The 12,770-nt window shown below is 64.8% G+C and carries 11 protein-coding genes; 3 read left to right on the top strand and 8 right to left on the bottom strand.

The genetic code is table 11. From position 1 onward, the window contains the following. The first annotated feature begins 1 nt into the window (after position 1). Positions 2-934, top strand: coding sequence for a type IV pilus biogenesis protein PilM (pilM, locus tag D6C00_RS08550; protein ID WP_125181337.1), 933 nt, complete (start codon positions 2-4; stop codon positions 932-934). 232 nt (positions 935-1,166) lie between these two features. Here pilM and ntrC read toward each other — a convergent pair whose 3' ends face one another. From ntrC to D6C00_RS08510, 8 genes are all read right to left on the bottom strand, one after another. Beyond that, complete coding sequence (gene ntrC, locus D6C00_RS08545; RefSeq protein WP_125181336.1) at positions 1,167-2,600, bottom strand: nitrogen regulation protein NR(I); 1,434 nt, start codon at positions 2,598-2,600, stop codon at positions 1,167-1,169. Beyond that, positions 2,597-3,670 carry a nitrogen regulation protein NR(II) gene (gene glnL, locus D6C00_RS08540; protein ID WP_125181335.1) on the bottom strand — a complete coding sequence of 358 codons (1,074 nt, stop codon included), beginning with the start codon at positions 3,668-3,670 and terminating at the stop codon, positions 2,597-2,599. The genes ntrC and glnL overlap by 4 nt, the downstream gene beginning before the upstream one ends. 229 nt (positions 3,671-3,899) lie before the next feature. Next, entirely contained in the window at positions 3,900-4,439 is a 540-nt protein-coding gene (locus D6C00_RS08535) for a DUF4124 domain-containing protein (RefSeq protein WP_125181334.1), read from the bottom strand. 95 nt (positions 4,440-4,534) lie between these two features. Further along, on the bottom strand, positions 4,535-5,944 hold the full coding sequence (gene glnA, locus D6C00_RS08530; protein ID WP_125181333.1) for a glutamate--ammonia ligase: 1,410 nt from the start codon (positions 5,942-5,944) through the stop codon (positions 4,535-4,537). A 229-nt stretch (positions 5,945-6,173) separates the two neighbouring features. Then, the gene (locus D6C00_RS08525; protein ID WP_125181332.1) at positions 6,174-7,346 is read right to left on the bottom strand and encodes a cation diffusion facilitator family transporter; all 1,173 of its coding nucleotides are present in this window, start codon (positions 7,344-7,346) and stop codon (positions 6,174-6,176) included. A gap of 77 nt (positions 7,347-7,423) precedes the next feature. Beyond that, positions 7,424-7,657 carry a sulfurtransferase TusA family protein gene (locus D6C00_RS08520; RefSeq protein ID WP_125181331.1) on the bottom strand — a complete coding sequence of 78 codons (234 nt, stop codon included), beginning with the start codon at positions 7,655-7,657 and terminating at the stop codon, positions 7,424-7,426. Next, positions 7,654-8,691: a tRNA (5-methylaminomethyl-2-thiouridylate)-methyltransferase gene (locus tag D6C00_RS08515; RefSeq protein WP_125181330.1), complete on the bottom strand. Its 1,038-nt coding sequence runs from the start codon at positions 8,689-8,691 to the stop codon at positions 7,654-7,656. The genes D6C00_RS08520 and D6C00_RS08515 overlap by 4 nt, the downstream gene beginning before the upstream one ends. A 154-nt stretch (positions 8,692-8,845) precedes the next feature. Beyond that, positions 8,846-9,418 (bottom strand): hypothetical protein, encoded by a 573-nt coding sequence (locus D6C00_RS08510; protein WP_125181329.1) that lies wholly within the window; start codon positions 9,416-9,418, stop codon positions 8,846-8,848. Positions 9,419-9,669: 251 nt separating this feature from the next. On the opposite strand from D6C00_RS08510, the gene glyQ reads away from it, so the two are divergent. Beyond that, the gene (gene glyQ / locus D6C00_RS08505) at positions 9,670-10,602 is read left to right on the top strand and encodes a glycine--tRNA ligase subunit alpha (RefSeq protein ID WP_125181328.1); all 933 of its coding nucleotides are present in this window, start codon (positions 9,670-9,672) and stop codon (positions 10,600-10,602) included. Then, positions 10,599-12,671 (top strand): glycine--tRNA ligase subunit beta, encoded by a 2,073-nt coding sequence (gene glyS / locus D6C00_RS08500; protein ID WP_125181327.1) that lies wholly within the window; start codon positions 10,599-10,601, stop codon positions 12,669-12,671. The genes glyQ and glyS overlap by 4 nt, the downstream gene beginning before the upstream one ends. Positions 12,672-12,770 lie beyond the last annotated feature (99 nt).

The following is a 12,770-nucleotide window of genomic DNA, read 5'->3' as shown; positions in this document are numbered from 1 at the left end:
CATGGCCTTATTCTCCTTTCACAACCGCGGCGGCAACGGCGAACAGGCCGGGCTGCTGCTGCGTGAATCGGGCGCGAGCCTGGCCCGGGTCAACGGCACCGAGGCCGCGCCGCGGCTGCTGGACCTGGCCCATCTGCCGGGCGCCGGCGACACCGACAACCTGGGACAGCTGCTCCAGCAGCACAGACCCGGCCGCGCAGCGGTGCACTGTGTGCTGCCGCTGGGCAGTTATCAGCTGCTGCTGGTGGACATGCCGAAGGTGCCGCCCAACGAGATCAAGGCGGCCGTGCGCTGGCAGATCAAGGATCTGATCGACTTCCATATCGACGATGCCGTGGTGGACGTGTTCGACGCCCCGCCCAGCGGCGCGGGCGGCGTGCAGGAGCAGATCTATGTGGTGGTTACCCGCAGCAGCCAGATCCAGCACATCGCCGAGGCGATGCAGCAGGCCGGCCTGTCACTGGCGGTGATCGACATCCCTGAGCTTGCGTTGCGCAATCTCGCCGCGCGCCTGCCGGAACAGGAACAGGGCGTGGCGCTGATGTACCTGGAGGCCGGGCGCGGCCTGATCGCCCTGTGCCGGGCCAATACCCTGTATCTGGCCCGCACCATCGAGCTGGGCCACGCTGCACTCGCCGACCCGGATCCCGACCGTCGCGCCATGGCGGTGTCCAGCCTGGCGCTGGAGATTCAGCGCTCCATGGACTATTACGACCGCTACTTCCAGCAGGCGCCGATCAATCACCTCTACATCGCCCCGACTGCCGAGGCGCTGCCCGGGCTGGCCAGTGAACTGCATGCACAGGTCGGGCTCGAGGGACGCCTGATTGAACCCGAACTCATCTTCCCCGGCGCCGAGGCCGATGCCGAAACCTGGGCCCACGGCCTGCTGGCGGTCAGCGCGGCGCTGCGGGAGGAGGGGAAGGCGTTGTGACTGGAGAAGAGCGCCACGGAATACACGGAAATGAATGTAGGTTGGGCTAGGTGCGTAGCACCGTAACCCAACATGTCGCAGATCATTACTCAGTGCGTACGTCGGGATAAGCGCAGCGTTCCCGGCAAACCTGCCACTGCCGGAACCGGGCCGTGCGGTCTTTGTTACTGCCTACCGCTTCACGCATTATCCGTGTTCATTCGTGTTCATCCGTGTCCATGAACCCCCATGGTCAATGCCCCACCGTCCGGCCCTTCATCTCCTCCAGCTCCAGCTCCTTGATCTTGCGCGTGAGGGTGTTGCGGCCCCAGCCGAGCAGGCGGGCTGCGTCCTGGCGCCGGCCATGGGTCTGGCGCAGGGCGGCATCAATCATGATGCGCTCGAAGGCCGGGGTGGCGCGGTCGAGCAGGCCGGTCTCACCGCGACCGAGTTCCCGCTCGGCCCACTGCTGCAGGGCCCGCTCCCAGTCGGCGCCCTGGTCCACCGGTCCGGCCTCCTCGGCCAGCAGCTCCGGCGGCAGATCGTCCATGTGCACCTCCTGACTGGAGGCCATCACCGTGAGCCAGCGGCACAGGTTCTCGATCTGGCGCACATTACCCGGCCATTCCTGACGCTGCAGGAACTCGACCACCTCGGGCCGCACCCGCTTGGGCTCGACATTGAGTTCACGCGCGGCCTGATCCAGAAAGAACCGCAACAGCAGCGGGATGTCCTCGCGCCGTTCCCGCACCGGCGGGATGTGGATACGGATGACGTTGAGGCGGTGGAACAGGTCCTCGCGGAACCGGCCCTCGCGCACCAGCTGCTCCAGGTTCTGGTGGGTGGCGGCGATGATGCGCACGTCGACCTGGATCGGGGTGTGACCGCCGACCCGGTAGAACTCACCGTCGGCCAGCACCCGCAACAGGCGGGTCTGCAGTTCGGCCGGCATGTCGCCGATCTCGTCCAGGAACAGGGTGCCGCCGTCGGCCTGCTCGAACCGCCCGGTGCGGCGGTTCTGGGCGCCGGTGAAGGCGCCGCGCTCATGGCCGAACAACTCGGATTCCAGCAGGTCACGCGGGATCGCGGCCATGTTGAGTGCGATGAAAGGCGCATTGCTGCGCGGACTGTGCCGGTGCAGGGCGTGCGCCACCAGCTCTTTGCCGGTGCCGGACTCGCCGTTGATCAGCACCGTGATGTTGGAACGCGACAGCCGGCCGATGGCGCGGAACACCTCCTGCATGGCCGGCGCCTCGCCGATGATCTCGGGGGTATCGGTGCTCTCGGCTCGACTGCTGCCCTGTAGCGCCTGCTTGCGCCGGTGGTCCACCGCGCGCCGCACCAGTGCCACGGCCTCGTCCACGTCGAAGGGCTTTGGCAGGTATTCGAAGGCGCCGCCCTCGTAAGCCGAGACCGCACTGTCCAGGTCTGAATGCGCGGTCATGATGATGACCGGCAGATCCGGATAGCGGTCCCGGATCTGGTTGAGCAGGGCCAGACCGTCGATCCCGGGCATGCGGATATCGCTGACCAGGGCGTCGGGATGTCCCTGTTCCAGTGCATCGAGCACGCCGGCGGCGCTGGCAAAGCTGGACACGTCCATGCCGGCCTGCTTGAGCGCCTTCTCCAGCACCCAGCGGATGGAGCGATCGTCATCGATCACCCATATGCTTTCCTGTTGCGTCATTCCAGAGGCTCCAGCGGTAACAGTACAGTAAACATGGTCCTGCCGGGCGTGCTCTCACACTCGATCAGGCCGCCGTGCAGGTTGATCAGGGATTGCGAAATCGACAGGCCCAGGCCGGTGCCTTCCGCCTGCCCGGTGACCATGGGATAGAAGATGGTTTCCATCAGCTCGGGCGGGATGCCGGGGCCGTTGTCCTCCACGTCCAGGCGCAGCACCAGACGATGACGCCGCTGGCCGATGGTGAACTGGCGCAACGTCCGGGTCCGCAACCGGATGGTGCCATGGCCCTCCATGGCGCGGGCGGCGTTGCGCATGATGTTGAGGATGGCCTGGATCAGCATCTCGGGGTCGACATCGAAGTCCGGGATGCTGGGGTCGTAGTCACGCTCGACCTCGATCTCACGGTGGCTTTCGGCGATCACCAGGCTGCGCACATGCTCCAGTATCTGGTGGATATTGCTCAGCCGCTTCTGCGGCAGGTTGTGCGGGCCCAGCATGCGGTTGACCAGGGCCCGCAGGCGGTCGGCCTCGCCGATGATGATGCGGGTATACTCCTTCAGTTCCTCGGATTCCAGCTCGCGCTCCAGCAGCTGGGCCGCACCGCGCAGGCCGCCCAGGGGGTTCTTGATCTCGTGGGCCAGACCGCGCACCAGCTGGCGCATGGCCTGGCTCTGCTCCAGCAGGTTCTCCTCGCGGCTGATGCGCAGATGGCGGTCGACCTGGATCAGCTCGATCAGCACCTGGGCCGGCGGACCCCCGTCCTGGCGCGGCGACAGGGTGCAGTCCACAGTCACCTCGCTGCCCTGGTGCAGCGTCAGTACCAGCTCGCGTTCGGTGTAGGTGCGGTTCTCGTCCAGCGCCTCCCGCACCCGGTCGAGCAGTGCCCCGGAGGCAGGCATCAGCTCGGGCAGACTGTGGCCAGTGGCATGGCCGGCACTCTGAGCCAGCAGCATCTCCGCCGCCGGGTTCATGTATTCCACCCGCAACTCGGGATCCACGACCAGGATGGCCGTGGTGATGTTGTCCAGGATCGTCTTCTCGCGCGACATGGGCGTTAACTGCGCATTCATGCTTCAGAGCCTGTGCAAGAATCCGGCCATGGCCGGGGCCGGCTCCCGGGTCTGCCCGATTTCGGGGCAATCCTGAAACACATATCTAAAAACAGTGCGTTGCAGAGGCGATAACGGGTAGCCAGGGGTTGCACCGAAACTGGCCAGGGGAGCTGTGCCCTGCAAACGGGCCTTGTATGCACCATTATAGTGCATTAAGGGCGCGGGTGCGCCCAGTCACCGGAATGATTCAGGGATTGGCCCTGCGGGCGGGTAGATTGATGGATTGCTGATGCAGATGAAAGCTGACCGGGTCGCTCTGGATCAGGGCCCTGCCGGATTCGTCGACTACCTCGGCCCGGACGCTGTGCGTGCCCCGGTCCACCCCGGTGAACTGCCACTGCAGTTTCTGGGTGGTGCCCTGGACCTCGCCGTCGAGACTGATCCGGATACTGTGGCCCGCAGCGGTATCCAGCGCCGGCTCCAGGCTCAGGCGCAGGGTGAAGTTGCCCTGATTGTCCCAGAAGGCACTGTCCGGCTCGGGTGAGGTGATGGCCAGGCGCTGGTAGCCGGCCGGGTCGGCCTCCTCCTGCTGTCCGGAGCGTGACTCGATCTTCGGCAGGTTCTTCGGCGCCTCGTAGACATTGGGCTGACGCAGCTCGACCGCCTCGGCGCCGGACCGGGGGCTGTCGCTGTAGTGTACCGTGCCGTTCTCGTCCACCCAGCGGTAGACGGTCCCGGCCTGGGCGGCCGAGCCCAGTAGCGCAAAAATCAGGATCCAGTGTCTCATGGCTTCAACATAATGCACCGGGCGGGCCGCGGCAATAGCCGCCAGCAAAAACGCCCCCTTGCGGGGGCGTCTGCACAGCCGGGAGCGAAAACCGCTCAGACGCTGTAGTACATATCGAACTCGACCGGATGGGTGGTCATGCGCAGGCGCGTGACCTCATCCATCTTCAGTTTGATGTAGGCATCGATCACGTCATCGGTGAACACGCCGCCGGCCTTGAGGAACTTGCGATCCTGGTCCAGCGCCTCCAGTGCCTGATCGAAGGCGTGGCAGACCTGCGGGATCTGCTTTTCCTCTTCCGGGGGCAGGTCGTACAGATCCTTGTCCATGGCATCGCCCGGATGGATCTTGTTCTGAATGCCGTCCAGCCCGGCCATCATCATGGCAGTGAAGGCCAGGTAGGGATTGGCGGTGGCATCCGGAAACCGCACCTCGATGCGCCGGCCCTTGGGATTGGCGACGAAGGGTATGCGGATGGAAGCCGAACGGTTGCGGGCCGAATAGGCCAGCATCACCGGTGCCTCGAAGCCCGGCACCAGCCGCTTATAGGAGTTGGTCGAGGCATTGGTGAAGGCGTTCAGGGCCCGCGCATGCTTGATGATGCCGCCGATGTAGTACAACGCCTGGTCGGACAGGCCGCCGTATTTCTTGCCGGAGAAGACGTTCTTGCCGGCCTTGGCCAGTGACATGTGCACGTGCATGCCGCTGCCGTTGTCGCCGACCAGCGGTTTGGGCATGAAGGTGGCGGTCTTGCCGTAGGCGTGGGCGACATTGTGCACACAGTACTTCAGGATCTGCACTTCGTCGGCCTTCTTCACCAGGGTATTGGCACCGACGCCGATTTCGCACTGGCCGGCGGTCGCGACCTCGTGGTGATGCACCTCGACTTCAAGGCCCATCTCCTCCATGGCCTGGCACATGGCGCCGCGCAGATCATGCAGGGAGTCGACCGGCGGCACCGGGAAGTAGCCGCCCTTCACGCTGGGACGGTGACCCATGTTGCCGTCCTCGAACACCTGCTCGGTGTTCCAGCTGCCTTCCTCGGAATCCACCTTGTAGAAGGCGCCGCCGATATTCGCGCCCCAGCGCACGTCGTCGAGGACGAAGAACTCGGGCTCGGGACCGAACAGGGCGCTGTCGGCGATGCCGGTGGATTTCAGGTATTCCTCGCCACGCCGGGCAATGGAGCGCGGATCACGCTCGTAGCCCTGCATGGTGGTCGGCTCCAGGATATCGCAACGGATATTGACCTGGGGCTCGTCGCTGAAGGGGTCCAGCAGCGCGGTGGTGGAATCCGGCATCAGAATCATGTCCGACTCGTTGATGCCCTTCCAGCCGGAGATGCTGGAGCCGTCGAACATCTTGCCTTCCTTGAAGAAACCGGCGTCGACTTCCCCGGCGGGGATGGTCACGTGCTGTTCCTTGCCACGGGTGTCGGTAAACCGCATGTCCACCCAGCGGACGTCATTGTCCTTGATCAGTTTCTGAACCTTCGCTGCTGTCATAACGCTTGTCTCCACAGGTACGAGTTTATTTGCGGCGTCCGCCGCTCCGCCCGGTTCCCGGTGCGGGGCCACGGTCGCCTGGAATCAGGTGTTCACTTTGGTGCATGAAGCATGCCACGCATTAATATTGTTTAATTACAAATTGTTAGATCGACTGCTTTGCCCAGCCCCAGCTGAATTGCACCATTCAGATGCATGGGCGCGCCTGTTCGCACCAGTATAGTGCAGATCAGGCGAACAGCACCCTTACCCGGCCCACATCGGTCAGTGTCCCGGCCCGCTGTTTGAGCTGTTCGGCCAGGGCACGGGCGGCCTCGCGGCCCTGATCCAGCTCCAGCGGCAGTATGACATCGATATGCACCTCACCGTTGAGGTAGTGCAGGCTGATCTCCTGGATCTGCTCCATTTCGGGGATACCGGCCCAGTTTCTGTGCAGCTGCCCCAGCAGTTCGTTGCGCAGCGGCAGGTGGTCGCAGGGCGAGGCCTGGGAATCGTCCTCCGGATCCACGTGCACCGTCACATCCGAAACCACGTCGATATCCTTGAGCAGCGTCTGGCGCACCCGTTCGCCGATCTGGTGCCCTTCCGAGACGCTCAGCCGCGGGTCGACCTGTACATGCACATCGACCAGGGCGTCACTGCCGCTGCGCCGGGTACGCAGCATGTGCAGCTCACGCACCCCACCGACATCCTTGATGGTGTCGCGGATCTGCCCGACCTCGTCCTCCTCCAGAGCCGTATCGATCAGCTCGCGCAGGCTGCTCCAGCTGAGATCCCAGCCGATTTTGGCCACCATCAGGCCGACCAGCACCGCGGCAATGGCATCCAGATAGGGCAGGCCGGCCATGGTGCCGCCGATGCCGACCATCACCACGATGGAGGAGATGGCATCCGAGCGGCTGTGCCAGGCATTGGCGCGCAGCATGTTGGACTTGATCCGCCGCGCCAGCCGCATGGTGTAATGATAGATGGCTTCCTTGGACAGCACCGAGATCAGGGCGACGATCATGGCGGCCATGCCCGGCTGAAGCAGCATATCGGGCTCGAACAGCCGGCTGCCGGCATCCCAGACGATGCCTCCGGCCACCAGGATCAGGGCCGCGCCCAGACCCACCGTCATCAGGGTCTCGATGCGGCCATGGCCGTAGGGATGGGAGGCATCGGCCTCGCGGTGCGCGTGCTTGGCGGCGAAGATGACCAGGAAGTCGGTCAGCAGATCCGACAGCGAATGGATGCCGTCGGCGACCAGCGCCTGCGAGTGCGCGATCAGCCCGAAGGCGATCTTGGCCACGCCCAGGGCAAGATCCACCACCGAGCCGACCAGCGTGACCTTGCGGATCTCGCGGTAGCGCTCGTTGTTGCCCGCAGTGGCGGGGACATGGCTGTGGCTATGGGCGTGCATGGAAATTTGCTCTCTTGATATTGCGTCCGAGGCAGACAGACCTTATGTGCAGCGATGATAACGCAAGGGACACAGACTCACTCGGTCGCACCGACCTTCACGCTGATGCGGATCTCGCGGCCGTCCTGATCGATATTAATCACTTCATGGCCGTTGATCCGGCACCAGGTGGGGATGTCGTTGATCGCGCCCGGATCGGTGCAGCTGACATGCAGCACATCGCCCGGGGCGAGATCGGCGATCGCGTCCTGGGTACGGATCACCGGCAGAGGGCAGAGGATGTTGCGGGCATCCAGGGTATGCTCGCTCACAGGTACCAGTCCTGGCGGATCTCGTCAGGCGGCAGTGGCTTGACACGGCGGGTGCTGGTTGCACCGCCGCGGTTTATCTCCACCTCGATTTCGGGCGCGTCGCGACCCTGACTGAAACGACCCAGCAGACGTGCGGCCAGCTCCAGGTCATCCTCCCCGGCCTCACCGTCGAGCAGCACCAGCGGCCCCTTGTGGCTGGTGCTGCGTAGATGGGTGAACTGCTTGCGATAACCTTCCAGGAAGTTGTTCTCGCCCTCGTCGCGGCCGATGATCAGCTTGAAGTTGGGGCGCGGGCGCACATGGCGGCCGACCTTGAGCAGCATGATGTCGTCGAGTTCATAGCGGCGCTCGCCGCGCGCCTGCCACAGGTCTGCCAGCTTGGTCGAATACTGTTTGTCGGTGAGAAAGCAGCAGCCGCCCGCCGGCTGGGCATAGTCCTCGAAGCCGAACTGTCTGGCCAGGGCCATCTGCGGCTTGCGCGAGCGGCCACTGAAATCATACAGCCGATCGCGATCCACCCAGCCCTCGCGCTCGGGCAGGGTCTCGGGCAGGTTCTTCGCGCACAGCGGACGCAGCAGCAGATCCTCGGCACCGGATTCATGCGCCACCACCGGCATGGTGTCGGCACGTTGCGACTTGGGGCGCTGGCCGACCACTTCACCGGTAATGATGAAGTCGAAGCCGTGCTGCTCGATCCATTCGCGTGCCTTGCCCACCATGAACACCTTGCAGTCCAGGCAGGGATTGAGGTTGGCGCCGTAGCCGTGCTTCGGGTTGATCACGACATCCTTGTATTCCTCGATGATGTCGACGATGTGCAGCTTGATCCCGAGTTGCTCGGCCACCCACAGGGCATTGTTGCGCTTGGGTTTGGCCTGGTCCTGGTTGCGGATGGCGTGGGTATGGCCCTCCACGCAGAAGCCGGTAAAGAAATTGATCCCCTCGACATGGATGCCCTGCTCCATGATGACACGGGCGGCGAGTAGTGAATCCAGCCCTCCGGAGATGAGTGCGACGGCCTTACGCTGTGACATGGGGTTTGATCAGTGATCGGTGGTTTGCCGGACCGGATATTCTACCCGCAGCGGGGTACCGGTGGCCACCTTGTGATCATTGCCACGAAATTCACGAAACCCATGAACAACACATAAAATTTTTGGTGGATTTCGTGGGTTTCGTGGCTATCTCTCAATGGGGGTTTTCCGTGTCCTCGTCCAGCGGGATCGGAATGGCGCCGGTCTGGCGCCGGTACTGGTCGAAGGCCCGCCGGCTGCCGGTTTCCTGCCACAGCCCGGCATTGTGCAGGGGGTCGAGCGCGGCCTCGGCGTCGAGCTCGCGCATGGTCTGCAGCACGTCGCGCAGGTGTACGAAGGCCTCGGCCAGCCGGGCATAGACCTCGGCGGTGGCATGCCGCACCCGCTCGGCCAGGGTACCGTAGGCGCTGCGGCCCAGATCGATGAAATAGGCATTGTTCACCAGGCGGCGCCGCGCCTGTTCGGGATAGAAGCCGGAGTACAGCAGGCACTGATCGCCCACGTCGCGCAGCTGTTCCTCCTGCAGCCGACCGCGGGTTGTCATGCCGTGGAGAAAATCCAGCGCCAGGACCCGGGCGGCGAGCTCCGGCCGCGAGGTGAAGCGCATCAGCAGGAACACCAGATAGCTTTGCAGTTCTTCATCGAGGCGGGTCGCGCAGGCCTGTTCGGCCTCGCTGACCAGTGCCTGCCACTGTGCCGTGGACGTGGGTTGCAGGACCAGCTTCATGGAGCACCTCCTGGTCAATATATCGACCCCCTGTGCGGGGACCTTGATACAACTATTGACTAGCAGATTCCGGGCCAGGTTCGGTCTTACCGGCCAACCCGCCCGTGCCTGACTCTCAATATACCCAATTCCCGATCCCGGCATAAACTCTCCGGCGGCGCGGATCCATGCCGGATTTTCCCTTTCAACCCCGGCCCCCGGCGGGCTATACTTGCCGGCCGTTTCTCTCCAATAATTTCAAGATGTTTGCGATGGCCATCTCCAGCCCGTCCCAATCCGTATTCGATGTCGGCACCTTCCAGGGCCTGATCCTTGCCCTGCAGAGCTACTGGGCGGAGCAGGGCTGCGTCATCCTGCAGCCGCTGGACATGGAAGTCGGCGCCGGCACCTTCCACCCGGCCACCTTCCTGCGCTCCATCGGCCCCGAGCCCTGGCACGCGGCCTATGTGCAGCCTTCGCGCCGGCCCACCGATGGGCGCTACGGCGACAACCCCAACCGGCTGCAGCACTATTATCAGTTCCAGGTGGTACTCAAGCCCTCGCCGCTGGAGATCCAGGAGCTGTACCTGGGCTCGCTCAGGCACCTGGGGCTGGATCCCCTGGTGCATGACATCCGCTTTGTCGAGGACAACTGGGAGTCGCCCACCCTCGGCGCCTGGGGCCTGGGCTGGGAGGTCTGGCTCAATGGCATGGAGGTCACCCAGTTCACCTACTTCCAGCAGGTCGGCGGCCTGGACTGCAAGCCGGTCACCGGCGAGATCACCTACGGCCTGGAGCGCATCGCCATGTATCTGCAGGGCGTGGAAAGCGTGTTCGACCTGGTCTGGACCCGCACCCCGGCCGGTACCGTGACCTACCGCGATGTCTTCCACCAGAACGAGGTCGAGCAGTCGACCTACAACTTCGAGCACGCCGACACCGAGGTCCTGTTCGGCTGGTTCGACAGCTGCGAGCGCGAGAGTCAGAAGCTGATCGAGGCCGGGCTGCCGCTGCCGGCCTATGAACAGGCACTGAAGGCCTCGCATACCTTCAATCTGCTGGACGCCCGCAGCGCGATATCGGTCACCGAGCGCCAGCGCTACATTCTGCGGGTACGGGCACTCGCCCGCGCCGTGGCCGAGGCCTACTACGCCAGCCGCGAGGCACTGGGCTTTCCCATGTGCAATCCGGAGGGCGCGGCATGAGCGAGACCCGCGACCTGCTGATCGAGATCGGCTCCGAGGAGCTGCCGCCCAAGGCGCTGCGCCGGCTGCGCGATGCCTTCCGCCAGGGCATCGAGACCGGCCTGGAGAAAGCCGAGCTGGCCTTTACCTCCACCCGGGCTTACGCCGCGCCCCGGCGCCTGGCCGTTCTGGTCCAGGGCCTGCAGACCGGCCAGGCCGACCGCGAACAGCTCAAGCGCGGCCCGGCCGTGACCGCGGCCTTCGACGACGAGGGCTGTCCCACCAGGGCGGCCGAGGGCTTTGCCCGCTCCTGCGGGGTCACGGTGGATGCGCTCGAGACCCTGGAAACCGACAAGGGTGCCTGGCTGGCCTACAAACAGTTCGAGCCGGGCAGACCTGCCGCCGAGCTGATTCCCGATATCGTCACTCAGGCCCTGAACCAGCTGCCCATCCCCAAGCGCATGCGCTGGGGCGATCGCGATGACGAATTCGTCCGTCCGGTGCACTGGGTGGTGCTGCTGTTCGGCGACGCGGTGATCGATGCAACGATCCTGGGCACGCCCACCGGCCGGGAGACCCGCGGCCATCGCTTCCATCATCCGGATCTGCTCTACCTGGCCGAGCCGGCCGCCTATGTCCCGCTGCTGGAGACCGAGGGCCATGTGCTGGCCGATATGGACGCCCGCCGCGAAGCCATCCGCGGCCAGGTCATCGAGGCCGCGCGCCGGCTCGGCGGTGAGGCCCTGATCGACGACGACCTGCTGGACGAGGTCACTGCCCTGGTGGAATGGCCGGTGGCGATCAGTGGCGGTTTTGATCCGCCGTTCCTGGAGGTCCCGGCCGAGGCCCTGGTCTCCTCCATGCAGGATCACCAGAAGTATTTTCCCGTGGTGGACGGCAACGGCACCCTTCTCCCGCATTTCATCACCATCGCCAACCTGGAGAGCCGCGACCCGGACCAGGTGCGCGCCGGCAACGAACGCGTGATCCGTCCGCGTCTGACCGATGCCGCCTTCTTCTGGGAGCAGGACCGCAGGCAGCCGCTGGAGACACGCCAGAAGCGTCTGGCCAGCATGGTGTTCCAGAAAAAACTCGGCACCCTGCTGGACAAGTCGCAGCGTGTCGCCCGTCTGGCCAGCACTGTCGCCGGCGCCATCGAGGCCGACCCCGATCAGGCCGAGCGTGCCGCCTTGTTGTCCAAGTGTGACCTGCTCACCCAGATGGTGTTCGAGTTCCCCGAACTGCAGGGGGTCATGGGCCGCTATTATGCACTGCACGACGGCGAACCCGAGGCCGTCGCCCGGGCCCTGGACGAGCAGTACATGCCGCGCTTTGCCGGCGACCGCCTGCCGGCGACCGCCACCGGTCAGGTGCTGGCCATCGCCGATCGCCTCGACACCCTGGTCGGGATCTTCGCCATCGGTCAGGCACCCACCGGCGACAAGGATCCGTTCGCCCTGCGCCGGGCCGCGCTCGGCATCGTGCGTATCCTGATCGAGTGCGAGCTGGACCTGGATCTTCAATTGCTGTTAGATGAGGCCGCCGCCGGCTTCACGCCGGACATCAAGGCCGGCAAGGTGACGGGGGAGGTGTTCGATTTCATGCTCGACCGCCTGCGGGCCTATTACAGCGAGACCGGCCTGGATATCCATATCTTCGAGGCGGTGCGGGCCCAGACCCCGACCCGCCCGCTGGATTTCCACCGCCGCATCGAGGCGGTGCGCGAGTTCGGCCGGCTGGCCGAGGCCGAGAGCCTGGCCGCGGCCAACAAGCGCATCGGCAACATCCTGCGCAAGGCCGAATCCGCCGTGCCCGATCAGGTCAATACCGATCTGCTGACCGAGCCCGCCGAGCAGGCACTGCATACGGCCATCGAACAGCTGCGCCCGAAGGTGGAGCCGCTGTTCGAACGCGGCCAGTATACCGAGGCCCTGTGCATGCTGGCCGCCCTGCGCGAGCCGGTGGACAGCTTCTTCGACCAGGTGATGGTCATGGCCGAGGACACCGCACTGCGCGACAACCGCCTGGCCCTGCTGCAGGGGCTGCAGGCGCTGTTCCTGCGCACGGCGGATCTGTCCCTGCTGCAGTAGACTAGACTGCGGTGAAGACCTCAACGCAAAGGCGCGGAGGCGCAAACAAACCAGAATATTTCGCTGCTTGTACAGGCACGGTGATTACGGAGCAGGAAA

The sequence above is a fragment of the Thiohalobacter thiocyanaticus genome, assembly GCF_003932505.1.
In the GTDB taxonomy this organism is placed as follows: Bacteria; Pseudomonadota; Gammaproteobacteria; order Thiohalobacterales; family Thiohalobacteraceae; genus Thiohalobacter; species Thiohalobacter thiocyanaticus.
This window is presented reverse-complemented; position numbering and strand designations above follow the sequence as displayed.

What these genes read in the sequence shown, in the direction of transcription:
- pilM (WP_125181337.1), top strand. Translation starts at nt 2, where the DNA reads ATGGCCTTATTCTCCTTTCACAACCGCGGCGGCAACGGCGAACAGGCC.
- ntrC (WP_125181336.1), bottom strand. Translation starts at nt 2,600, where the DNA reads ATGACGCAACAGGAAAGCATATGGGTGATCGATGACGATCGCTCCATC.
- glnL (WP_125181335.1), bottom strand. Translation starts at nt 3,670, where the DNA reads ATGAATGCGCAGTTAACGCCCATGTCGCGCGAGAAGACGATCCTGGAC.
- D6C00_RS08535 (WP_125181334.1), bottom strand. Translation starts at nt 4,439, where the DNA reads ATGAGACACTGGATCCTGATTTTTGCGCTACTGGGCTCGGCCGCCCAG.
- glnA (WP_125181333.1), bottom strand. Translation starts at nt 5,944, where the DNA reads ATGACAGCAGCGAAGGTTCAGAAACTGATCAAGGACAATGACGTCCGC.
- D6C00_RS08525 (WP_125181332.1), bottom strand. Translation starts at nt 7,346, where the DNA reads ATGCACGCCCATAGCCACAGCCATGTCCCCGCCACTGCGGGCAACAAC.
- D6C00_RS08515 (WP_125181330.1), bottom strand. Translation starts at nt 8,691, where the DNA reads ATGTCACAGCGTAAGGCCGTCGCACTCATCTCCGGAGGGCTGGATTCA.
- D6C00_RS08510 (WP_125181329.1), bottom strand. Translation starts at nt 9,418, where the DNA reads ATGAAGCTGGTCCTGCAACCCACGTCCACGGCACAGTGGCAGGCACTG.
- glyQ (WP_125181328.1), top strand. Translation starts at nt 9,670, where the DNA reads ATGGCCATCTCCAGCCCGTCCCAATCCGTATTCGATGTCGGCACCTTC.
- glyS (WP_125181327.1), top strand. Translation starts at nt 10,599, where the DNA reads ATGAGCGAGACCCGCGACCTGCTGATCGAGATCGGCTCCGAGGAGCTG.